Annotated in this window: 19 protein-coding genes; 9 read left to right on the top strand and 10 right to left on the bottom strand. The window is 64.0% G+C overall.

Annotated features, from left to right (window positions below; genetic code table 11):
• Positions 1-22: 22 nt before the first annotated feature.
• The 7 genes from KUL25_RS07460 to KUL25_RS07430 all read right to left on the bottom strand — a co-directional run bounded on the left by KUL25_RS07460 (position 23) and on the right by KUL25_RS07430 (position 5,817).
• The gene (locus KUL25_RS07460) at positions 23-427 is read right to left on the bottom strand and encodes a hypothetical protein (RefSeq protein ID WP_257892371.1); all 405 of its coding nucleotides are present in this window, start codon (positions 425-427) and stop codon (positions 23-25) included.
• Between the two features lie 110 nt (positions 428-537).
• The gene (locus KUL25_RS07455) at positions 538-984 is read right to left on the bottom strand and encodes a hypothetical protein (protein WP_257892370.1); all 447 of its coding nucleotides are present in this window, start codon (positions 982-984) and stop codon (positions 538-540) included.
• Positions 981-1,919 (bottom strand): threonine/serine dehydratase, encoded by a 939-nt coding sequence (locus KUL25_RS07450; RefSeq protein ID WP_257892369.1) that lies wholly within the window; start codon positions 1,917-1,919, stop codon positions 981-983. The genes KUL25_RS07455 and KUL25_RS07450 overlap by 4 nt, the downstream gene beginning before the upstream one ends.
• 148 nt (positions 1,920-2,067) lie before the next feature.
• Positions 2,068-2,544: a hypothetical protein gene (locus KUL25_RS07445; RefSeq protein ID WP_257892368.1), complete on the bottom strand. Its 477-nt coding sequence runs from the start codon at positions 2,542-2,544 to the stop codon at positions 2,068-2,070.
• 79 nt (positions 2,545-2,623) lie between these two features.
• Positions 2,624-2,920 (bottom strand): hypothetical protein, encoded by a 297-nt coding sequence (locus KUL25_RS07440; protein WP_257892367.1) that lies wholly within the window; start codon positions 2,918-2,920, stop codon positions 2,624-2,626.
• Entirely contained in the window at positions 2,913-3,902 is a 990-nt protein-coding gene (gene cobS, locus KUL25_RS07435) for a cobaltochelatase subunit CobS (RefSeq protein ID WP_257892366.1), read from the bottom strand. The genes KUL25_RS07440 and cobS overlap by 8 nt, the downstream gene beginning before the upstream one ends.
• A gap of 187 nt (positions 3,903-4,089) precedes the next feature.
• Positions 4,090-5,817, bottom strand: a complete 1,728-nt coding sequence (locus KUL25_RS07430) for a serine protease (protein ID WP_257892365.1) — start codon at positions 5,815-5,817, stop codon at positions 4,090-4,092.
• A gap of 324 nt (positions 5,818-6,141) precedes the next feature.
• Between KUL25_RS07430 and KUL25_RS07425 the strand changes: the two genes are divergently transcribed.
• The 6 genes from KUL25_RS07425 (at position 6,142) to KUL25_RS07400 (ending at position 14,305) form a co-directional block, all read left to right on the top strand.
• The gene (locus KUL25_RS07425; RefSeq protein WP_257892364.1) at positions 6,142-7,071 is read left to right on the top strand and encodes a glycine--tRNA ligase subunit alpha; all 930 of its coding nucleotides are present in this window, start codon (positions 6,142-6,144) and stop codon (positions 7,069-7,071) included.
• Positions 7,068-7,532, top strand: coding sequence for a DUF6446 family protein (locus KUL25_RS07420; RefSeq protein ID WP_257892363.1), 465 nt, complete (start codon positions 7,068-7,070; stop codon positions 7,530-7,532). Before KUL25_RS07425 ends, KUL25_RS07420 begins: the two co-directional genes overlap by 4 nt.
• A 5-nt stretch (positions 7,533-7,537) precedes the next feature.
• On the top strand, positions 7,538-9,766 hold the full coding sequence (gene glyS, locus KUL25_RS07415; protein WP_257892362.1) for a glycine--tRNA ligase subunit beta: 2,229 nt from the start codon (positions 7,538-7,540) through the stop codon (positions 9,764-9,766).
• 129 nt (positions 9,767-9,895) lie between these two features.
• A complete protein-coding gene (locus KUL25_RS07410) occupies positions 9,896-12,448 on the top strand; it encodes a pyruvate, phosphate dikinase (protein WP_257892361.1) in 2,553 nt (850 codons plus the stop codon).
• Positions 12,449-12,610: 162 nt separating this feature from the next.
• Positions 12,611-13,297: a cell wall hydrolase gene (locus KUL25_RS07405; RefSeq protein ID WP_257892360.1), complete on the top strand. Its 687-nt coding sequence runs from the start codon at positions 12,611-12,613 to the stop codon at positions 13,295-13,297.
• A 96-nt stretch (positions 13,298-13,393) separates the two neighbouring features.
• On the top strand, positions 13,394-14,305 hold the full coding sequence (locus tag KUL25_RS07400; protein ID WP_257892359.1) for a dihydroneopterin aldolase: 912 nt from the start codon (positions 13,394-13,396) through the stop codon (positions 14,303-14,305).
• On the opposite strand, the gene KUL25_RS07395 is transcribed toward KUL25_RS07400, so the two are convergent.
• Positions 14,298-14,744: a GNAT family N-acetyltransferase gene (locus KUL25_RS07395; protein WP_257892358.1), complete on the bottom strand. Its 447-nt coding sequence runs from the start codon at positions 14,742-14,744 to the stop codon at positions 14,298-14,300. The two genes, KUL25_RS07400 and KUL25_RS07395, sit on opposite strands and share 8 nt — an antisense overlap.
• Before the next feature lie 107 nt (positions 14,745-14,851).
• Between KUL25_RS07395 and folP the strand changes: the two genes are divergently transcribed.
• Both folP and glmM read left to right on the top strand, forming a co-directional pair.
• A complete protein-coding gene (gene folP, locus KUL25_RS07390) occupies positions 14,852-15,862 on the top strand; it encodes a dihydropteroate synthase (RefSeq protein ID WP_257892357.1) in 1,011 nt (336 codons plus the stop codon).
• 30 nt (positions 15,863-15,892) lie between these two features.
• Positions 15,893-17,236, top strand: coding sequence for a phosphoglucosamine mutase (glmM, locus tag KUL25_RS07385; RefSeq protein ID WP_257892356.1), 1,344 nt, complete (start codon positions 15,893-15,895; stop codon positions 17,234-17,236).
• On the opposite strand, the gene guaD is transcribed toward glmM, so the two are convergent.
• Positions 17,233-18,519 carry a guanine deaminase gene (gene guaD, locus KUL25_RS07380; protein WP_257892355.1) on the bottom strand — a complete coding sequence of 429 codons (1,287 nt, stop codon included), beginning with the start codon at positions 18,517-18,519 and terminating at the stop codon, positions 17,233-17,235. The two genes, glmM and guaD, sit on opposite strands and share 4 nt — an antisense overlap.
• Positions 18,520-18,607: 88 nt before the next feature.
• On the opposite strand from guaD, the gene mgtE reads away from it, so the two are divergent.
• Positions 18,608-19,996, top strand: coding sequence for a magnesium transporter (gene mgtE, locus KUL25_RS07375; RefSeq protein WP_257892354.1), 1,389 nt, complete (start codon positions 18,608-18,610; stop codon positions 19,994-19,996).
• Between the two features lie 171 nt (positions 19,997-20,167).
• On the opposite strand, the gene KUL25_RS07370 is transcribed toward mgtE, so the two are convergent.
• The gene (locus KUL25_RS07370; RefSeq protein WP_257892353.1) at positions 20,168-23,476 is read right to left on the bottom strand and encodes a hypothetical protein; all 3,309 of its coding nucleotides are present in this window, start codon (positions 23,474-23,476) and stop codon (positions 20,168-20,170) included.
• Between the last annotated feature and the right edge of the window lie 209 nt (positions 23,477-23,685).

Genomic DNA, 23,685 nt, shown 5'->3' with positions numbered 1-23,685 from the left:
GATTGTCCGCCCTGCGTCCAGCCTAGAGGCCGAATTGCGCCACGCACGTCTGGACGGCCACCATCAATTCGCGCCCATCGTCGGCAAGATAGGGCGTGCCGTCGCCCATCAGCGTCGGGTAAAAGCTGGTCCGGGCCACGCTTTCGGCGTGTCCGTGGTAGGCCTCGGCCTGCACAGCGATATCGGCAAGGCGCGCATTGCCGCCTGCCAATTGAACAAGCGGCGCAGGCAGCGCACTCATCGGCAGCGAGGGCTGGCCCGAGAGGTCGGCGGCGACCTCGTAGGCATGTCCATAGGCTTGCAGGACGGCGGCGCAATGGAAGGCCAATGCCTCGCCTTCCTCGGGCCAGTTCAGCGGCGAGGCCCAGGCCGGCGACAGGGATAGTGTTGCGGCCAACGCCACAGCAGACGTCAGATCAAGACGCATATCGTTCCCCTTTACGTGTTACGGGGGCCGATCATGCAGGCGTCGGCCCCTCGCAGGTAGCCTAGCATCGGGGGGACGGCGGTCCAAATCACGAATGGAGATCGACGGCGTTACCCTGCGTCGCGTTGAAGCGCTTCGACTAAAGCGGTGCAGAAGTCGAATTGAGCCAGGATCGGACCGTCAAACGGCGCGTCGGTGACGGCTACCGTCGCGTCCATATGATCAACGTAGAGGTCGGTCGCGGTATTGATCATCGGCAGCAAGAGCGTGAACACCTCATCCGGCGACTGCCCTGCCCCCCGGGGGCTATCGGCCCAAAGCACGCCAGAGACGGAAGCCATCACCCCCTCACGAGCGCAAAACGTCTCGAAGTAGTCGCTTTCAGGGCCGAAAACGAGGGACATCGACCGGAAGAGGGCGGTGCAGGAGAGGGCGTCGGAAAGGCTTTCTACCTCTTCAACGGGGGCGAAGGTGGTCTCAAGGGACAGAGAAAGCGCGGTTTGCGCCACTGCGGGGCCTGAACCGCAAAGCAGCGCGGCACATGCGAGGCGCTTCACTGAAGGAACCAGTCAGGTGTCGCATTGCCGCCGCACAGGATCACGCAGACGCGTTCGTCCTTTTCGGGCATGTAAGCGGCCGAGGTCAGGGCCGCCAGCGCCACCGCAGCCCCCGGCTCTCCAATCAGGCGGGTGGCGTCCCAGAGGCGGGCGGCGGCGTTGAACACCTCCGTGTCCGGAATAACAAGCGCTTCGTCCACGAAGGCCTTGATCAACGTATAGCTGTCCACCCCAAGCCGTGGCCCGCCGAGGGAACCCGCCGCGATGCCGCTGGCAGGAACGTCGATGTCCGGGCCTTCGCGCAGGGACTTTTCCAGCGTGTTCGTCCCTTCCGTCTCGACCGAGACGATCTTCACCCGGTCCCGCAACCAGGCCGAGACGCCGCCGATCAAACCGCCGCCGCCTGTGGCAACGATCACGGTATCGAGGTCACCCATCTGCGCCTCGATCTCGCGTGCGAGGGTGCCTTGGCCGGTCAGGGTCGGGATGGTGTCATAGGGATGGACGGAGAGCGCGCCGGACGTCTGGGCGTAGGCGGCATATTCTTCCATGCAAGCGCCGACAGAGCCCTCCGTGAGGATGACCTCGGCGCCGAAGGCCCGCATCCGCGCGAGCTTCTCTACTTTGGCGATAGCGGCGGGCACGAAGATGCGGCTCTTGTGCCCCAGGGCCGTGGCCGCGTAAGCCACCGCAGCGCCGTGGTTTCCGCCCGAGGCCGCAACGACGCCCGCGCTCGGTACCTCGCGGGTGAGCATGTTGAAGAAGGCACCGCGTAGTTTGAACGAGCCGGTGATCTGGGTGTGTTCCAGCTTGAAAGTGATGGGGCCCGGTAGCCCGAGCGCCTTGGCTTCGACCGCCAGGATGGGCGTGTGCCGAATGAACGGGGCGATGAGCGGGGCGGCCGCCGCGATGGCGTCGGGAGCTGGATCAATCATGGCGCGACGATGGACGGGCGCGCGCGTGACGTCAACGGGCCGCGCGCCCCAGGCTTTTGCAAAAGCCTGACCAGAGCCTTGCAAGGCTCTGAAAAACGCCCTTGCAAGGGCGTTGGCAGGAATTTGCAAATTCCTGTTTGCGCGGGGATCAGAGGTTGGCGCAGGGATCTGCCGTGGCGGCGTTGGGGCGGCCCTCGATCCGGGCGGCGATGCGCTGGCTGCGACGGATGATGCCCAGGGTGTTACCGGGCAGGCCGATCGCCCCCAGCACCGCCCCTTCGGCGGCGCCGCGCACCCGGTTCTGAGCGTATTGCCCCGCACGGCATTCAGCCTCGGCCTGGGTCAGCGGGATAACGGGGATGTTGGGCACGCCGGGCACATCGCTCAACTGGATGCCGGGGGCGATTTCCGGGTTGAGTTGCTCGTTGATGTTTGGCGTTTGAATGTCCGCCACGATGACGCCGCGGGTCGGGCAATCGAGCCGTGTGCCTTGGGACACGCGGCCAAGCACGGTACAGATCTCCCCATCGGCCAGTGTCACGGACTGGCCGGGTGAATAGGTGGGCGCGCACGCGACCAAGGCGGCCACCGCGGGCAGGAGGGGCAGAAGAACAAGGCGTTTCACGGCAGGATTAGGCCACGGGACGCTGGCGTCGTCGAGGGGAAATAGCTTCGCCTTGGTCCCGCAGGACCATGCCGTCGTCTCAATAGGTCGCCAGATTGCCGAAGCTGGCAAAGAAAAACACGACGACCGACACAAGAAAAAAAGCTGGTCCCGCCCGGCGGCGGTAGAGGAGGCCCAAACAGCCAACCGCCATGGGCACCGCCACATAACCGAGGGAGTAGCCTGTGAAGCCCGCCCAATCGAAGCCTGCCAAGCGGTCCTGCTCGACCGCGATATAGAGGACAGGCCCGGTTTGCAGGGTCATCAGGCAGACGAAGGTGACCAAGACCCACCACGCCACGGGGCGGCGGGGTTTGGTCCTGCTTGCATCAGCCAAGCGACATCGATGCCGCGCTTTCGGGCAGCTCTTCATCGAAGCAGCGCTGGTAGAACTCGGCCACCGTCTGACGCTCCAACTCATCGCATTTGTTGAGGAAAGACACGCGGAAAGCGTAGCCCACGTCGCGGAAGATCTCGGCGTTCTGAGCCCAGTTGATGACCGTCCGGGGCGACATCACGGTGCTGAGTTCGCCGTTCATGAAGGCGGTGCGCGTCAGATCGGCCACGGTAACCATCTGGTTCATCGTCTTGCGGCCTGCCTCGGTGTTGTAATGGGGCTGCTTGGCCAAAACGATGTTCACCTCTGCATCGTGAGACAGATAGTTCAACGTCGCCACAAGGCTCCAGCGGTCCATCTGCGCCTGGTTGATCTGCTGGGTGCCGTGGTAGAGGCCGGTCGTGTCGCCCAGACCCACGGTATTAGCCGTTGCAAACAAACGGAAAAAAGGGTTCGGCGTGATAATCTCGTTCTGGTCCATCAGCGTCAGTTTGCCGTCCGTCTCTAACACGCGCTGGATCACGAACATCACGTCGGCGCGGCCCGCGTCATATTCGTCGAACACGATCGCAACCGGGTTGCGCAGGGCCCATGGCAGGATTCCTTCATGGAATTCCGTCACTTGCTTGCCGTCGCGCAGCTTGATCGCATCCTTGCCGATCAGGTCGATCCGGGAGATGTGACTGTCGAGGTTCACCCGCACCGTCGGCCAGTTCAGGCGCGCGCCGACCTGTTCGATGTGCGTGGATTTACCCGTTCCGTGGTAACCCTGCACCATCACGCGGCGGTTCCAGCCGAAGCCTGCCAGGATCGCCAAGGTCGTGTCGGGGTCGAATTTATAGGTCGAATCGATCTCGGGGACGCGGTCTGTCGGCTCGGCAAAACCCTTTACTTTCATATCGGAATCGATGCCGAAGACCTCACGGACCGAGTATTCCTCGGTGGGTTTTGCATCGATGCTCAAGCTGGTGCCGTCGGCCATGGTGCCCTCAATCTCTATGATTTTTCGTCGCGTCGGGATGCAACATATATCGGGGGGCTGCAAGGGGAAGGGCGCGATCGGGCACGTGCAAATAAAACGGCCGGAGCCCCGACATGGGGTCCGGCCGATTGTTTCAATCCTTGCCGAAACGCGTTCCGGGCCGCCCGAGGGGGCTTGGGGCGTCCGCTTAGTTCCAGCAGCTGACGCGCACCGTCATGTCCTGCGCTTCGCGGCTGACGTTCTCGCGGTTGAGCACACCGGTGGGCTGCGCCAGCGTCACGCTGACACCCGCCGCCTGCAACTCGCCGATCAGTTGATCGGCCCGCAACGCGAGGGTTACGTCAGAGGGCAAGGTGCGGTCGCCGACAACGCCTGGCAGAACCATGCCGATGACATTGCCCGAGAGATCGAGGACCGGGCCACCGGCCTCTGTATCGGCAGTATTCACAGACAGGCGTTGGACCGTGTCCTCTCCGTTTACGCCGCTCAGCTCGGCCAGCGAGCCGAACGACGTCGAGGCGGAAGACAACGCGCCGCCGAAGGGGTAGCCGGCCACGGCGATATCGGCCCGTAGACGCGCGGGATCCGCCGCCAATTGCGCAAATCCCAAGGGGGCAAGCGCTTGACTTGGCGTCAAAACGGCAATGCCAAGGGCGTCGTCGCGGTAGCTGACAGTTGCCTCATAGGCATTGTCGATCAGGATCTGACCGCATTGGCCGGCGACTTCCGTGGTCGTCAGGACCGTGCCCTGGCTGTCGAGAAAGAAGCCCGTACGCACGATATCGGGGCGGCGCACCGTCAGGCCCGAAACCATGTCGATGCTCTCGTCCAGGCCCTCGGGCACGGCGGCGGGATCCAACGTGCCGTCGACGGCGGCGAAGCTGGATTGCATCATCGGCAGGACACGCTCCATTTGGGCGTCGGCAGAGGGTTCCCAGATCAGGGTGAAGCCCTTGACGGCACCGCCTACAAGGCGGGCCTCGGTATGGCTGCGCAGGGTGGCGGATTGGCCGGTCAGCGTGAACCTGTCACTGCCGCGTTCGCGCGCGCCTTCCAGCGGCACGATGTCGAGGGTCTGCATGATCTCATAGAGGCCGAAAAGCGTGGCGCGATCGCCGGGCTGGCTGATCAACATGACGCGGACGCCGCTGTCGTTCACCTCTTCATATTGGGCGAAGGGGAAGTTGTAGCTGTCAAAGCGAACCATCGCCATGGGCAGGTCCATCTGAATGCCTGCGCGCTGGTCCAGCACGTTGCGCATGCCAAGCGCGCTTAACTCGCCTTGGTATTCGTCCAGCAATTGGGCGCGCTGGCGCGTTGTCAGGATGCCAGTAGGCTCCATCCCGCGGTCGGTCTGATAGGCCTGCATGGAGCCGCGGGTGCCGGGGCCAAAGGCGCCGTCGATGCCGCCGGTGTAGAAGCCGAACCATTGCAGGGCGATTTGCAACTGGTCGCGTTCCTCACGGGTCAATTGGGCCTCGGACTGGCGCGCCTCTTGCGGGGTCTCGTCCAGCACGACGGGGGCTGCAACTTCCTCGACCGGCGTCTCGGTCGCTGTTTCTGCCGGGGTTTCAGGGGCCTCTTCCAACGCGCTTGCCGCTACGGGGAAGAACTGTGTCGCGTAAAGATCACCGTCCTCAAGGAAACTGTCGCGCGGGATCAGGCCCTGGCCCAGAAGCTGTTGCAACACCAGCCGACCCGTATCGGGGTCGTAGGGGCCCAAAGCCACCGCATAAAGGCCCGTGGTCGCGCGAAATCCATTCACGTTTTCCACCAGTTGCGAGTAGGCGCGCACACGCTGCTCTGCCGTGGTGAGGTTGGGATGCGCCTCGATCTGGACCCAAACCTGGTTCTGCGCCTGGGCGCTGCTGCTGAGCCCGCCGATCACCCCGAAAACCACAAAAACAAGGGCCAAGAAACCCTGCAAAAACCGCATCGCCATGTCTAACCCGAAACCCTGTCTTTAATTCTAATGTGCGCATGAGCCGCGCTATATGCGGCCCAAGCGGCAACTTATCCACGCTTTGCGTCGATTGCACCCTGTTTTGCAATAGTTTTCCACATGTCCCGCGCCGGGGCGTGGCACAGATGCGGCAGGTGGTTGACGCTGCCATCCATTTGGCGCGGCCGGGGCAGGGGCATTGCCGACCGCCGCGCGCCATTCCTTCCCCTTTGATTGACCACGGCCCCCACCCCGTCTAGTCATCGCGCCAAATCATCCCACCCGGAGCCCTTCAAGATGACAGAGCCCACCCGCCCCCGGTCCTTCCAGGAGATCATTCTGCGCTTGCAAGCCTACTGGGCGGGCAAGGGCAGCGCGATCATGCAGCCTTATGACATGGAGGTCGGTGCGGGTACGTTCCACCCCGCCACAACCCTGCGCTCGTTGGGGTCCAAACCGTGGACGGCGGCCTACGTGCAGCCCTCGCGCCGCCCGACGGACGGGCGCTATGGCGAAAATCCGAACCGGTTACAGCACTATTACCAGTACCAGGTGATCATCAAACCGTCGCCGCCTGACTTGCAAGACCTCTACCTTGGCTCTTTGCGTGCCATCGGCATCGACACCGATCTGCACGACATCCGTTTTGTAGAGGACGATTGGGAAAGCCCGACGCTTGGCGCATGGGGCCTGGGGTGGGAGGTCTGGTGCGACGGCATGGAAGTGTCGCAGTTCACCTATTTCCAGCAGGTGGGCGGCCATGATTGCCACCCTGTCTCGGGCGAGTTGACCTATGGGTTGGAGCGTCTGGCGATCTACATCCTTGGCATCGATCACGTCATGGACATGCCCTACAACGATCCCGACGCGCCCATTCCGCTGAGTTATGGCGATGTGTTCCGCCAGACCGAGGAAGAATACTCGCGCCACAATTTCGATGCCGCCACCACGGAGGCGCTTTTGCGCCATTTCGAGGACGCCGAGGCCGAGTGCCAGCAATTGCTGGACCATGAGGCCGTCGATCCCAAGACCGGCAAGCACATCATCATGGTGCACCCGGCCTATGATCAGGCGATCAAGGCCAGCCATCTGTTCAACCTTCTGGACGCGCGCGGCGTGATTTCCGTCACCGAACGCCAAGCCTACATCGGTCGTGTGCGCACGCTGACGAAGATGTGCGCCGATGCCTTCGTGCAGACAGCGGCGGGCGGGGCGGAGGTCCAATGACCGCAGGCCGCCTCATCGTTATTGTGATCCTGGGAGTGACAGTGCTTTTCGGCGCGGCGCTCTGGTGGTTCGTTGTGCGCGCCTACTATGAGCGTGTGGATTTGAATGTGCTGCCGATCACGCTGGCAAGCGGGGCAGAGATCGACCTGGCCCTGGATGCCGCGCAAGCCATCGACGCCGATACCTCTCCGCTACGGTTCCGGGCGTGCTTTGGGCTGTCTGGCGAAATTCTTGAGCGCTTTCAGTCTGATGCGATGGCCTATGATACGCCCACGCCGCTGACGGCGCCGCGATGGTTCAACTGCTTCGATGCAGAAGCCATCGGCTCAGCGCTGGAGGCCGGAGAGGCACAAGCCTATCTTGCCACCCGCGAAATTGCGCGCGGCGTTGACCGCGTGGTGGCCATCTTTCCCGACGGGCGCGGCTACGCCTGGACGCAACTCAACGGCACTTTGGAGTAAGTCCCATGCCTGATCTTCTGTTGGAACTCTTCTCCGAGGAAATCCCCGCCCGCATGCAGGCGCGCGCCGCTGCGGACCTCAAGCGGCTGGTGACCGACGGCCTGGTCGAGGCCGGGTTGACCTACGCGTCCGCCGGCACCTTCGTGACGCCCCGCCGCCTTGTCCTGGCGCTGGAAGGTTTGAATGACGCCTCGCCCACAACGGTGGAAGAACGCCGGGGCCCCAAGGTGGGCGCACCGGAAAAGGCGTTGGAAGGCTTTCTGCGGGGCGCAGGGGTCGCACGCGGCGATCTGGAAGAGCGCGAAGAGAAGAAGGGCAGCTTCTATTACGCGAAGGTCACGACCCAAGGCCGCCCGGCGGCTGACATCATCGCGGACGTGATCCCACAGGTGATCCGCAATTTCCCTTGGCCCAAGTCGATGCGCTGGGGCACGGGCAGCCTGCGTTGGGTGCGGCCGTTGCAGTCTATCCTGTGCCTTTTGACCCGCGAAGACGGCGCCGAAGTCGTGCCGTTCGACGTGGACGGCATCGCGGCGGGCAACACCACGGAAGGCCATCGCTTCATGGCGCCGGGGCGTTTTACGGTCTCCTCCTTTGAGGATTACTCGGCGAAGTTGCGTGCGGCGAAGGTGGTACTGTCCGCGCAGGACCGATCCGACGCGATCTGGCACGATGCCACCAATATGGCCTTCGCGGCAGGGTTGGAGGTTGTGGAAGATGCGGGCCTTCTGGCTGAGGTCGCGGGCCTCGTGGAATGGCCCGTCGTGCTGATGGGCGAGATTGCCGAGGATTTCCTCGGGCTTCCGGCGGAGGTGCTTCAAACCTCCATGCGTGAGCACCAGAAGTTTTTCTCGGTCCGCAATCCGGCAACGGGCCGGATTGAGCGGTTCATTACTGTCGCCAACCGCGAGACGGCGGACCACGGCGAGACGATCATCGCCGGCAACGCCAAGGTCCTGTTCGCCCGTCTGGCGGACGGAAAGTTCTTCTGGGACAACGACTTGCGCGTCGCTCGAGATGGCATGGACGCATGGCGCAAAGCGTTGGAAAACGTGACGTTCGAGCGGCGTTTGGGGAGCCAGGCCGAGCGGGTGGAGCGCATCGCGGCCTTGGCGCGAGAGATCGCGTCAATGGTCGGCGCGGACCCCACGGCAGCGGAAACGGCGGCGCGGATTGCAAAGGCCGATCTGTCCTCGGAAATGGTCTTCGAGTTCCCTGAACTGCAAGGCACGATGGGCAAATACTACGCGCTGGAGGCCGGGCTGGACCCGGCCATCGCGGCGGTGGCTGAAGAGCACTACGCGCCTTTGGGCCCGACGGATGACGTGCCGACAGCGCCGCTTTCGGTGGCCGTCGCGCTGGCCGACAAGCTGGACCTGCTGACGGGGTTCTGGGCGATTGACGAGAAGCCCACGGGGTCAAAAGATCCGTTCGCGCTGCGGCGCGCGGCGTTGGGGGTTATTCGGATTGTTTTGTCGTCGGGTCACCGCGTCGAATTGTTCAAACTCATTAAGAGTGAAGTGAGTTTTCGATTTGGACTCGCGAAGTTTGGAAGCGAAAAGCAACCGTTTGAGAAGTTTGCTCGAGCAGCCCACGCGGAAGGTTACGACTTCATTTCTGATGAGATCGACGAGTATTTCGAGAGAATATCCCCAGAGATTGAGGAAGACATTGTCAGGGACGCCAAGAAGTTTGTGCCAGAGATTTCTCAAGACCTCCTCGCCTTCTTCCACGATCGCCTCAAGGTCCACCTCAAGGCCGAAAACATCCGCCATGACGTTATCGACGCGGCGCTTTCCATGCCGCCGACCGACGACCTTACCCTCGTCGTCGCCCGCGCCCGCGCCTTGCAAGCCTTCCTCGACACCCCGGACGGCGAGAACCTGATCCAGGGCTACAAGCGCTCGGCCAATATCCTGGCCCAGGCCGAACAGAAGGACGGCGTCGAATATCGCTATGGCGCGGATGTCAAATACGCGGAAACCGACGAGGAGCGCGCACTGTTCGCCGCCCTTGAGGGGGCTCGGAAAGCCATTGCGCCAGCATTGGCCGAGGAACGGTTTGAAGACGCGATGACTGAAATGGCCAAGCTGCGTGCGCCCATCGATGCCTTCTTCGAGGCCGTCCAGGTCAATGCCGACAATGATATCATCCGCCGCAACCGTCTGAATTTGCTTCACGATATAGCAGAGATTTGTGGATCAGTCGCGGATCTGGGGAAAATCGAGGGGTAGGGCGCAGGGTCCGCTCGCCGCGATGCAGCAACACCTCTGCGGTAAACTGTCTTAAAGCGGCCCGCTTAACTGGACACACACCCTTCGGGTTGTATCTTCCGGGGATATCAATACTTGAGCCCCGGTCCCATGCTTACCACGCCCGATTTCACCGAGATCACGCCGACCGCCGATATTCGCACGCATCGGCACGGCAACCGTGCGAAATGCCTGCAGCGCCTCGCGCGGCTGGAGATGCCGGTGCCCCATACGGTCGCGCTAAGCTTCGACACCGTGCGCGCCATCGCCGACGGCAAGATGCCAGATCTGGCGGCCCTTGTCGGCATTTTCGGTCCCGGGGCGCTGCTGTCGGTGCGCTCGTCGTCGGAGACGTCGGATTGGGGCGGGCCGGGCACGATCCTGAACGTCGGCATGTGTGACGCGACGGCCGATGCATTGGCCAAGACCCATGGCCCAGATGTCGCGGGCGCGGTCTACACCGGCTTCATCCGCTCCTACGCCGTGGATGTGCACCGGTTGGACGCCGAGGAGTTCGAAAACCCGATCACGCCACGCCTTGCCAAACAGGCCTATGAGGCCGAGATGGAGGAGGCGTTTCCCCAGGACACCACGGTGCAACTGGCCGAGGTTCTGCGCTCCATGGCGCGGGCGTGGGAGGGCACGACGGCTCGCCTGTTGCGTCAGGCCCAGGGTGCGCCTGCTGATGCGGGGCTGGGGCTGGTGGTTCAACAGATGGCACTAGGGCCGGCGCCCGGAACCTTTGGCGGCGGAATCTCCGGCGCGGGGGTGGTGCAGTTCGTCTCAAGCGATACCGGAGAGCCGCAAATCACCGGCCGTTATCTTCCGCGCGGGCAGGGGCGTCAGGCCCTGACCGAGGGCGCGGCACAATTCATTGAAAGCGATCCGCGCGGACCCGCTCTGGAGGATGTGGCCCCCGACCAGGTGCAGGCCCTGCGCGATGCTCACGGGCTGATGCGGATGCGGCTGCGCGAGGAAATGCAGATCGAATTCACGCTGATGGACGGCGCCTTGTCGATCCTCGACGCGGTGCGGACGCCCCGCTCGGCGCGCGCCGAGGTCGAGATTGCCGTGGCCTTGGCCAACGACGGCGTGATCCCGCGCGAAGAAGCGCTGCTTCGGATTCCGCCGTTCACGCTCAACGGGTTGTTGCACCGGCAGGTGAAAGCGGGTGCCGTGCGCGATGTGTTGACCACGGGCATCCCGGCCGCGCCGGGGGCGGCGACTGGCAAGATCGTGTTCTCGGCTGCGGCGGCGCAAGCCGCCAGCGCCCGGGGCGAGCCCTGTATTCTGGTGCGCCGAGAGACCTCGCCCGAGGATATTCGCGGCATGCACGCGGCCCAGGCGATCCTGACGGAACGCGGCGGCGTGACCTCCCACGCGGCGGTGATTGCACGCGGTTTGGGTCTGCCCTGTGTGGCCGGTGCCACGCAACTACAGCTCGATCATCGCAAGAAAACCGTCACCGTTCCGGGGCGTAAGGTGTTCCATGAGGGGGATATCATCACGCTCGACGGCTCTGCCGGGGAAGTCCTCGTGGGCGCGGCCGAGATGGTGGAACCGGCACTAGGCGGGGCCTTTGCCACACTGATGGAATGGGCCGACGAATTCCGTGATATCGGTATTCGCGCCAATGCCGACACGCCTGAGGATGCCGCCATGGCGCAGCGCTTCGGGGTCGATGGCATTGGCTTGTGCCGGACCGAGCACATGTTCTTCGACAGCAATCGCATGACGGTGATGCGCGAGATGATCTTTGCCGAAAACGCAGGCGATCGTGCCGCCTCGCTGGACCGTCTGTTACCGATGCAGCGCGACGACTTCATCCAGCTGTTCGAGTTGATGAAGGGGCAGCCCGTCACGATCCGCCTCTTCGACCCGCCCCTGCACGAATTTCTGCCCCGTGATCGCGACGGCATCCGTGCGCTTGCCGAGGCGTTGGATCTGCCCGTGAGCCGGGTGGCGCAGCGGATCGAGGCGCTTCAGGAATTCAACCCGATGCTGGGGATGCGCGGGGTCCGGTTGGGCATTACCGTTCCCGAGATCTATGAAATGCAGGCCCGTGCGATTTTTGAGGCGACGGTGACGTCGTCCAGAAAGGGGGCGCCGGTGGTGCCGGAGATCATGATCCCGCTGGTCTCTGCCCGTCGCGAGGTGGAATTGGTGAAAGCCTCCGTCGATGCCATCGCGTCCGAGGTCCGGTCCAAGACAGGCAGTGATTTCACCTACCGTCTTGGCGTCATGGTGGAAACACCGCGCGCGGCCCTGCGCGCCGGGGAAATTGCCGAACATGCAGCATTTTTGTCATTTGGAACCAACGATTTGACCCAGATGACCTATGGCCTGTCGCGTGATGACGCGGGGCGGTTCATGTCGGCTTATGTGCAACAGGGGGTCTATCCAGAAGACCCGTTCCGGCAGCTCGACATAGACGGCGTGGGCGAATTGATGCATCTGGGGGCAGAGCGGGGCCGCACGGCACGCCCGGATCTGACGCTTGCGCTGTGCGGCGAACACGGCGGTCATCCGGACTCGGTCGACTTTTCGCGCAAGGCGGGGTTTGACTATGTTTCCTGCTCTCCGTTCCGGGTTCCCGTCGCAAAGCTTGCCGCCGCTCAATTTGCTATTAAAGACAATGGATTGAGTGGCGACATTAAAGCTTAACTTTAACGGGAATGACTAAATCTTGCGGTCGCTTCCGGCGTTTGCGCAGGATTCAGGGCGCGTTTTGTCATTTTCTTAAAATCGGTTAACCACCCCGCAAAGAAGATCGGCGAGGCTTCGCATCAGAATGGAGCCCGAAATTTCCGTTGGAAGGGTGCAGTGATGAAGGTACGGTCTCTGTCTGCGATTGCCGCAGGCATCATGGCGATGTGTGCAGCGACAGGTGCTGTTGCGCAGAATGTGTCGGCGATGGATGTGACGCTTGGCACATCGGCCTCGGCCAATGGCCTCTCGGGCGTTCTGGATCAATTGATGGGGATGGAGGCGGCGTCTCTGTCCGGTCTGTCGGCCAGCCGGTTGCGCCGGATCGGGTCGGCGTTTGATGCGGAACGGGCGCAAAATGACCGCCGCATCATGGATGTGGCCGAGTTGGACGCCCTGCGCGCGCCCCGCGGCGGCGCCCAATGGCAGTGCCTGACCGAAGCGCTCTATTTCGAAGCGCGCGGGGAGCCGATCGAAGGCCAATATGCCGTTGCCGAAGTGATCCTGAACCGCGTTGATGCCGCGAATTATCCGGACACGATCTGCGGCGTGATCACCCAAGGAACCGGCCGCCAATTCGCCTGCCAATTCACCTATACCTGCGATGGTCGCTCGGAAGAGATGAGCGATGCGGCCGCCATGCATCGTCTAGGGCACATCGCACGCATCATGATCGACGGCGCGCCGCGGGACCTGACGGCGGGTGCCACGCATTATCACGCCGATTGGGTCAACCCCCGGTGGGCCAGCGTCTACCCGCGCACCACCGAGATCGGGATTCACCGCTTCTATCGCCAACAATACTGACGGGCGTCGGCTTTTGACCCATGGACGCCGGAAGCTGGCCCTTTCCGAGGCCGGTGCCTGTGATAGACGGCCCCAAACCGTACTTGGGGACCTGCTATGACCGACGAGATCACACAAGCCTTCAGCCACCCGTCCGAGCGGGCGAAGGCCACCGCCGCTGACACGCCGCGCGACCGGATTTCGATGACGGACCATATCCGCGAGGTCGAGATCGGGGCGTTTCAGGCCGAGCGGGGCGTGACCCAGAAGATCCAATTCGACGTCGTCGTCGAGGTGGAGACGCGGGCCGAAAGCGCCACCGATGACGTGGACCGGATCCTGAGCTACGACACGATTTCCGAAGTGATCGACGCGGCCCTGGCGGCGGAGAGGGTCAACCTGCTGGAGACGCTTGCCGCGCGCATTGCCGACGGCATTCTGGAGCATCCGCTGGCGGCGCGAGTCTTCGTGCGCATCGGCAAATTGGACCGCGGCCCCTACACGTTAGGGGTCGAGATCTTGCGGGAGGCGCCCCAAGAGCGGCGCCGCGTGCGCCTTTTGGCCGACGCCGCGCCCCATCCGATTGTGGTCTACCTCTCGGATGCGGCAATACATCGTCCTGATTTATCACACCTTCTGGATGCGTTGGCGCGGACGGACGCGCCGCTGATCTTGTGCGTGGATAAGCCGAACCTGCCGTCGCCCCTGGCCGATCACGCCATGCCACAACGGCGCATCGCGCTTCTGGCGATCGAGCAATCGGCGTGGGTTCTGGCCGCACGCGACCCGCGTTGCGTGGTTGTTGAAAGCCGGACCGAACTTGATTGGGCGATGCGGCAAGGCAAGATCAGCGTCTGGGCGCCGTCGAAACTGGTGCTCGACGCGGTGGAGGGGCCGGGAACGGACGTGACGGACCCGGTGGCGTTGTCCCGTTGGCTGGCAGAGGCATTTGAAGCGCAGCGCGTCATCTCCATCGGCGGGCCGGGCGCGGAGGCTTTGGCCGCCGATGCGATGCCCGATCTTACGTAAGCCGCATCAAGAGGCGCGCGGTGCCTTCATCCGGGATCGGCTGAAATCCGGCCTTCTCCATCACCCGCCGGGACGCGGTGTCGTCATGGGCGACCGTGCCGAAGAACCGTTCTTCGCGCAGGACGGTGCGGGCGTGATCAAGGGCGGCCGCGAGGAACTCGCTCGCCAAGCCTTGGCCCCAAACCTCTGGAATAAAATGGAAAAGAACCTCCAACCCTTCCTCGGCAAAGCCGATGCGGAACCCCCCAACCCCGACGTCGTGGCCCGCATGGGTCAGCGTCCACGGGGCAATCGCATGGCGCGCCCAGTCCTGTTGGTCGCGGTTCAGGTCGTCATGTCCGCTGTCGGGGAAAAGACGGCCATAAAGCGGCAGAGCCTGCGGGGCAGGTGGGCGCCCGGTCAAGCGCAGGGTCCGGAAAGGCGGTGTGTCGTGGTCCATAACCAATCGTGGCAGAGAAACCGCCGGGGTGCGACCCCCGGTTTCACTGAAAATGAAATGACTTTTCCGCCGCTTGTGCCATCGCAGCGCGCGCGGTACGGCGTGGCATGACTTGTTACTGGCGCCCCATCCCCAGCCTCGACCCCGCCCGCCCCAAGGCGGGCTTGTCGATTGCCGGCGGCGCGGCGTGGTTCGACCGCGTTGAATGTCTGAGCCGCACCGCCCCGCCGCGCATCGTGCCTGTGACCGACGTGCCAGAGAAAACCTTGCACAATATCAGTGCTCTGCGGGCGGATCTGGCCGGTCTGAGCTTAGATAAGCCGCGCTTGATGGGGATATTGAACACGACGCCCGATAGTTTTTCGGACGGGGGGCGGTTCGGGGGCCTGAAAACGGCGCTGGCCCATGCCCATCAAATGGTCGCCGAGGGCGCTGATCTGATTGATATCGGGGGGGAATCCACACGTCCCGGAGCGGACGACGTGGCGGTCCAAGAAGAGATCGCCCGCACGGCTCCGGTGATCGAGGCCCTGCGCGGGACGGGCATCGTGATCAGCCTCGACACCCGCAAGGCGGCGGTGGCCGAGGCGGGTATGGCGGCGGGCGCGGCGATCCTGAACGACGTCTCGGGCCTGCGGTTTGACCCACGGCTGGCCGATGTTGCGGCTGATACAGGTGCGCCGCTGATCCTGATGCACTCCATCGCGACGCCCCAGACGATGCAGGCTGCGGCGGAAACCGCCTATGGCGACGTGCTTCTGGATGTTTATGACGGCTTGAATGCGGCGATTGCGCAGGCCGAGGCGGCAGGCGTACGTCGTGACAAGATCGTGGTCGATCCTGGCATTGGATTTGGCAAGACCCAGGCCCAGAACCTGGCGCTGATCCAGCGGATCTCATTGTTCCACAGTCTTGGCTGCGCGATCTTGCTTGGCGTTTCACGCAAGGGCTTCATCGGCACCTTGGGCGCCGAGCCGCAGGCGGACCGGCGCGGACCCGGATCGGCGGGGCTTGGCCTATGGGCGTTGAGCCAGGGCGTACAAGTGCTGCGCGTCCATGATATAGACCTGCACAGACAGGCGGTGGCGCTTTGGCGTGCAGCACATAACAAACTGTAAAAAAACATTTTTGATAAGGTGAGGCGAATCATGTCGCGGAAACTATTCGGCACGGACGGTGTCAGGGGCCAAGCCAATACTTACCCTATGACCGCCGAGATGGCGTTGAAGATGGGGGCTGCGGCGGGGCGGTTCTTCCGCCGCGACGGGTCCGCCGCGCACCGTGTGGTGATCGGCAAGGACACGCGTCTGTCGGGCTACATGATCGAAAACGCGCTGACGGCGGGCTTCACCTCGACGGGGATGAATGTGCTGCTGCTGGGGCCGGTACCGACACCCGCTGTGGGAATGCTGACGCACTCCATGCGTGCCGACGTCGGTGTGATGATCTCGGCCAGCCACAACCCGGCGGTGGACAATGGCATCAAGTTTTTTGGACCTGACGGGTTCAAGTTGAACGATGACGCCGAACTGGCGATAGAGGCGATGACGCTTGACGGGGTGGAGCCCGTGCAGGCCACCAGCATCGGACGCGCCAAGCGTATTGACGACGGTTTGTTCCGTTATCTGGAGAGGGTGAAATCAACCTTCCCGACGGATCTGTGGCTTGACGGACTGAAGGTCGTGATCGATTGCGCCAATGGTGCCGCCTACAAAGCAGCGCCTGCCGTGCTTTGGGAATTGGGTGCCGAAGTCGTGAGCATTGGCGTGGAGCCCAACGGTTTGAACATCAACCTCGGCTGCGGCTCGACCAGGCCCGAGGCGGCGGTGGAGAAAATCCGCGAGGTGGGCGCCGATGTGGGGATCTGCCTCGACGGGGATGCGGATCGGGTGATCTTGATCGACGAGACCGGGGCCATTGCCGACGGCGACCAGATCATGGCCTTGTTTGCCAAACGTTGGGCCAATGAGGGGCGATTGCAGGGGCGCACCTTGGCAGCAACGGTGATGTCCAACCTCGGGCTGGAGCGGTTCTTGGCGGAAAGTGACATCGCACTGCACCGCACGGCGGTAGGCGACCGCCACGTTGTCGAGGCGATGCGTTTGGGTGGCTTCAATCTGGGCGGTGAGCAATCGGGCCACATCGTGATGACCGACTACGCTACCACCGGCGATGGGTTGATCGCGGGCCTGCAATTCCTGGCCGAGATGGTCCGCACGAACCAGCCCGCCAGCGCCCTTGCCCATAATTTCGAGACCGTGCCACAGGTGTTGAAGAACGTCCGCTTCGAGCGCGGTGCGACCCCGCTGGACGCGCCCGCCGTGCAGGCCGCCATTGCGGCAGGCGAGGCGCGGTTGAAAGGCGCGGGACGGCTGTTGATCCGTAAATCGGGGACGGAACCTTTGATTCGTGTCATGGCCGAGGCCGAGGATGAAGCCCTGATGACGGCGGTCGTTGACGATATCGTCGGTGCGGTGCAAGACGCGGTTTAGACGGCTTTCACCGGCTCTCCTGCAATGTAAGTCTGCGCGATGGCGCGGTCGTCGCCCATCATGATGGTGGGAAAGACGGCCTCCCATATCGTTTTGGCGCGTGCTTGGCGTTGGGCTATCGCAGGCGTTGAGGCAAGGTCGAGGACGCAGAGGTCCGCCTCGATCCCCGGCGCGAGGCGACCGATTTTGTCCTGCAGGTGCAGAGCTGCCGCAGAGCCTCCGGTGGCACGCCAAAGAAGTTCCGCCGGGTGCAATGCTTCGCCGCGCAGTTGCCCGACCTCGTAGGCGGCCGCCATGGTGCGCAGCATCGAGAAGCTGGATCCGCCGCCGGTATCCGTCGCCAGGCCCACGGGCATCGTGTCGGCAAGCCCCATGTCGAACAGACCCGATCCGATGAAGGTGTTTGAGGTCGGGCAATGGACCAGGGCGGCGCCAACCTCTTGCAGGCGGGCGATTTCACGGGGCTCCAGATGTATCGCGTGGCCGTAAACGCCCTTTTCGCCCAGAAGCCCGTGGGCTTCATAGGTGTCGAGGTAGTCGCGGGCGTCCGGGTAGAGGCTGCGAACCCATGCGATCTCATCGACTTGCTCTGACAGGTGGGTTTGCATCAGGCAGTCGGGATGGTCTGCCCAAAGCGCGCCAAGTGCACTGAGTTGCTCGGGCGAGGATGTCGGAGAGAACCTGGGCGTGATGATGTAACCGAGCCGTCCACGACCATGCCAATTCTTCAGCAGTGCGCTGCTGTCATCAAAGGCCGATTGCGCCGTGTCGCGTAGGTTGCCTGGCGCGTTGCGATCCATGCAGGTCTTGCCTGCCAGGAACCGCATGCCGCGTGCCTGCGCGGCGGTGAAGATCGCATCCACGGACGCCGGGTGAATGGTGCAGTAACTGGCAACGGTCGTTGTGCCATTCGCTGTCACAAGATCCAGATACCTGTCAGCAATATCAGTGGCATAGGTGGTGTCGCCGAACCGCGCCTCCTCGGGAAAGGTATAGGTATTGAGCCAGTCGATCAGGCGCTTTCCCCACGACGCGATGATCGCGGTTTGGGGATAATGGGCGTGGGCATCGATGAAGCCAGGCAGGATCAGCGCGTCGCCGTGATCGGTGATACGCGCCTCGGGATGGGCCGCGCGCAGGGCTGCACCGTCGCCCACGGCCCGGATCAGCCCATCGCGGACCAATACGCCGCCGCGTGCCTCATGACGCGCGGCCGCCAGCCCCAGCGCCCGAGGATCGCCCTCGAACGCCAGGACTTGCCCCAAAATCAGTCGCTCTGCCAAGGTTGCCTCCGGTTTTTCTGGGTCGGGTGATAGCCCTTGCTCTGCCCCCATGTTAGTCCGTTTATACGCGCGTAACAGGGGGTATCACATGGCTTTGGACGTCGAAGAAATCGCTGAGGACGCGCGCGACGCCTACGCCTTGGACAAATCCCTGCGCGCGCACCTGCGCGAGGCGATCGAGACCCATGATGTGGCCGCCATCGATGCGTTGATGGAGCCGCTGCACCCCGCCGACATCGCGGACTTGTTGGAGCAGGTCTCTTCGGCGGAACGCGAGGCGTGGCTGACCCATTGGTCGAGCGGCATTGACGGCGAGGTCTTGTCCGAGCTGGAAGAGGGGCTGCGCGAGAAGGTCCTGGACCTCTTGCCCGACGCGCAGATCGCCGTGGCGGTGCGGGAGCTGGACTCCGACGATGTGGTCGACCTGCTGGAAGACGCGGACGAGGCCCAGGCCGAGGTGATTCTGGACGCGCTGGAGCCGGCGGACCGCGCTGCGGTCGAGGCCGCGATGAGCTATCCAGAGGATACCGCCGGCCGCCTGATGCAGCGAGAGATCGTGGCCGTGCCCGAGCATTGGACAGTGGGGGAGGCGATTGACTACATCCGGGGCCAGGCGGGTAAGTTGCCGGAAGAGTTCTACCACGTGATCCTGACGGATCCGCGCATGAAGCCAACGGGGTACGTCATGCTGGGGCGGTTGTTGGCGACCGTGCGCGGGGTGAAGCTGACCGACATCACCGAGGACAGCTTCCGCCCCATTCCGGCCACTCAGCCCGAGGAAGAGGTGGCCTACGCCTTCAACCAGTATCACCTGATTTCCGCCCCTGTGGTGGATGACGATGGGCGCCTCGTTGGTGTCATCACCATCGATGATGCGATGATCGTGCTGGACATGGAGGCCGAGGAAGACATTTTGCGCCTCGCCGGTGTGGGCGAGGAATCGAGCCTCTCGGACGGCATCATCGAGACCACGAAGCAGCGGTTCCCCTGGCTTTTCGTGAACCTTGTGACGTCAATCATCGCATCGCTGGTGATCGCGCAATTCGAAGTCGCCTTGGCGACCATCGTGGCTTTGGCAGTCTTGATGCCTATCGTGGCGTCGATGGGGGGCAACGCGGGCACGCAATCCCTGACCGTGGCGGTGCGCGCGATTGCGACGAAGGACCTGACAGCCTCGAACCTGATGCGCGTGGTCACGCGTGAGGCGGGCGTTGGCCTGATCAACGGCGCGATCTTTGCGGTGGTGATGGGGATCGTGGGCGTGGTGTGGTTCGGCACGCCGATGTTGGGCGTCGTGATTGGGGCGGCAATGATCATCAACCTACTGGTCGCTGGCCTTGCGGGTATCCTTGTGCCGGTGGTTCTGGACCGTTTGCGCATCGACCCGGCGCTGGCCTCGGGGGCCTTCGTGACGACTGTCACGGATATCGTGGGGTTCTTTTCATTCCTTGGTCTGGCGGCGCTATTATTGCTGTGAGGTGTCGCCCCGCAGGGGCGCTTTCGCCCGGAGGGCCATGGAGTGGGTCCCCCGCAGGGGCGCTTTCGCCCGGAGGGCCATGGAGTGGGTCCCCCGCAAGGGCGCTTTCGCCCGGAGGGTCATGCTTAGTTGAACGCAGGGCAATGAACTGCGGGCTCGTAGAAGCCCTCGTCAGCCCGGAATTTCCAGCGTCACCGTGCGGCCACTGCGCACGTATTGCAGCGTGGTCTCGCCGATCGCGGCGACGCGGCCGCCGTCAAGTCGGTCGCCCACGGTCACACGCACGAAACGTCCCGAGGCAAGACGCACCAGCGCGCGGCGGTCAGAGGCAGAGCCGCTAACCCCGATCAGGTTGACATTGCGCAGCCGGATCGCGTTCCGCTCGGTCGCGGCACGGCTCACATCGGCATTGGACGGGATCGAGGGCCCGGCGGCGACCGCTGCGGCCGCAACGGCGGTAGGCGCCTCGGTCGGCGTGCGATCGGCGCTGGCTACGATCTGAGCGATATTGCCGGGCCGGGTGCGGGGCATCAGGGAACGTGCCACGGCCAGGTCCGTGCCCTCCAGGGCCTGCGCGACAGCGGCGTCCACGGCATCAGGATCCGCTGCGCCATCGCCGCCAGGGAAGAGCGACGCCTGCGCTGCTGCTTCTTGCGGTGAGGCGGGGCGCGCGGCGGGGCGACGCTCGCTCAATTCGACCTGGGTCAAGCCGCCAAGCACCTGCCGCTCGCGGGTTTCGGCCAGATCACCGGGACGCTCGGCGGGTCGGAAGGTGCCCAGAACCGCATCCTCGACGTCAATGGCAGGGGTGGTCGGCGCGACCTCACGCGGGCGCGGCGTCGCGACGAAACCGGGCGGGGTCCCTAAAACGACAAAAGCGCCCTCGGGCGTCAGAACGCCCTGCGGCGTGGGGGCCACAAGGCCGTCGGCAGTCAAGTCGTACTCGGTTCCGAAGGGCGGCGGCGGCGGGAACCGGCGAAGCGTTTCGCCCGGGTTCACGCCGGGGTCCGGGAGGGCCACGGCATCAAAGGCGCTGACATCGGGATCAATCGAGGCCGTGTAGACCCGGTCCAGCAAATCAAAGGGCGCAAGGTCCGGCCGCTCGGGCGAGCGTGCCCAGATCCCGTCCTCCGCGTATAGCGCTTCGGCCTCTTCCACCGAGGGGTTCTGCCCCTGATCGATGACCGGCAAGGGTGGCAAATCCAGATCCGCATCGATATCGGGCAGGGCGGCATCGGGATCGGCTGCCGCGACCTCTTCCGGGTCCGTTTCAATCACCGGGGTTTCGACCACGACGGTGGGATCGTCCTCGGCCAGCTCCACGCCATCCGCGGCGGCCTCATCGGCGAGGGAGGGCTGCTGCACGGCCTCGACCGGGGCCACGTCCTCTGCGGTGCCGATCACCGGAGTAGAGGTGATGACCTCGGGCGCAGGCAGGCCGTTTGTGGTCGCGACCTCTTCAGTGCTGACGCCGAACAGGCGCGCAACCGCGCTGTTGGGCAGGAAAATCGCCGACCAGATCGCTACCAGCGCCAACAAGAGCAAGAGGATCGCCGTCAGAACCAACCCGGTTTTGAAAGAGCCGCCGGTGGGCCGCACCGATTTTCGCACCAGAAGGCCGGACATGAATGTCTCATGCCCGGTCGTCGCGGCGGTGGTCTCAGAGGTTTGCGCGTTGTCATCGGCCGTCCTGCGCCGTCGCAACAACCCGCCGATGGACGCGCTGGGTGCCGATGCAGGCGCCCTTGCCGATGTTGCTGCGGGCTCGGACGCAGGTGAGGTTGCGTCGGCCCGGGGGGCGGAGGCCTGAGAATCGGGCGCCTTGGACGCTGTGGGCTTCGGGGCGCTGTCCTTGCTGCGGTTCAACAGCCCGCCAAGGCGACCACTGGTCTTGCCTGAGGCGGCTGGCGGGTCGTCAAACGGCGACGGGCGCCGGGACGCGGTCGCGCCGGTGCCAGAAAGCTCGGGTTGTGGCGTGATCTCGACCCGAGGTCTGGGTGGCTGCGATTGCTGCCCGCTCGCCACGCCCGGTGGGCGAGATTTGCTGGCATTACGGACCCGCTGCAACTGTTCTGCCAAACGCGGCATCGGCGTGCCACCAACGGGCGGCGCGGCAGGCGTGGGGGCCGATGGTGCGGCCTCAGGGGAAGGCGTGCGACCGGGCCCATCTGGATGGGCCAGGCCAAGCCGCGAGCTGCGCTGCCCAACCAAAGAGCCTCGTTCAGGCGTTGGCATGCTGCGTCCGGGCGCGGCTGCCCCGGAGGCGCTTGGCGGCGTGATTGGGCGATCCACACCGTCGGGCGCTGTCGCTGGCCCGCGCGTGGCCGAGACCGGGCTAGCAGGCGCTGCGGTGTCCGAAGACGGCGTGTCGGCCGACGTTGGGGCCTCCCCGCGCAGGGCGCGCGCCCGTTGCCGGGCGGTCAGCGCGGCAGGGGATATGGCAGGGGGCAGCAAATCATCATCGCCGCCAGCATCGCCCACAACCTCTTGCGACGTGGTTGGTTCTTGCGACGTGACTGGTGGAACGGGCGTGTCCGGCACCACGGAGTCCGGGCCCGTGTCCAATGCATCATCCGTCGCGCCCTCCGAAGCGATGGAGGCAATCGGCCCGGAAACGCTGGGATCCTCAATCGCTTGCACCGCTGAAGCTTCATCCAGGGCGGCGTCACGTTCTGCCGATGCCGCGGCAGCAGCCTGCAAGGCTTCGGCAAGCGCAGAGTTTTGATCCTCGGGTGAGGGCTCCGGCAGAGGTGAAGGCTCATCTTCTGCCGTCGCGTCTGCTGCCGGTACAGCGGGGGCCTCCAGGGCTGTCGGCTCTGGCGCTGCCGAAACCTCCGGGGCAGGCGTTACCTCAGGCGTCGGTTCGTCAGCTGCCTCTGGTCCCGCACTGGCGGCAGGCTCTTCTGATTCCGGCTCAGGCGTCGGCTCTGGTTCGGGCAGGCCAAAGGAATCAGGTCCGAAGGCAATGCCATCCTCCGTAAACCCCATCGCCGCGACCTCATCCCCGAGGTCGAAGGTCGGCACGCCGGGGAACCGTTCCATCGGAGGCATCGCAGCGAAGCCCTTGCACGTGAACCCATATTGCGAGGCAAAACCACGCGCCTCGTCGAGGGTCTCGCGCGCAACAACCGCAATCTTGACGCGGTCCTCTTCAAAGGCGCGCCAGTCGTATTCCAACTCGGTCACGGCGTAGGGTGTCAGGCCTTCCAGACCGTCCTCGATCCGGTAGGCGGTCAGGTCCGGGTCTGATGTCGGCGCGGTCAACGAGGTATAGAGGATCTGGTCATCGGGGAGCACCAGCAGCGTGTCGAACCCGTCACCTTCCCGTTCAACTGCGAGACCGCGCAAGTCGGCCAGCGCGGCGCCCAGATCCGGCACATCCAGGGCCGTCTCTCCGATCATCGCCCAATGGCCAGCCGTCTGGCGATGGGCCAGCGCGATTCCGTCGGATGACAGGATGAGTGCGATATTCACAGTCAAGTCAGACCTCGATATTCTGTCTTTGCCGTGGCCTACGTGCCACAATCGCCCCCTCTTACAGGGGATTCCCGGCGGGGCAAACCTTTCCCGGCACCGCACCCCACCCATCGGCAAGTTTTAGACTAAACCTTTTGCGGGCTTGGCAAAAGGGGGCGGTTTGCCAAAGAAAACCGGGCTCCATCAAGAAGGGCGGCGTGGATCTATGCCAC

Origin of the sequence: Gymnodinialimonas phycosphaerae, from assembly GCF_019195455.1 — a bacterium.
Taxonomy (GTDB): Bacteria; Pseudomonadota; Alphaproteobacteria; order Rhodobacterales; family Rhodobacteraceae; genus Gymnodinialimonas; species Gymnodinialimonas phycosphaerae.
Note: the sequence above shows the minus strand (reverse complement) of the source record. Positions and strands in the feature narration are given on the sequence as shown.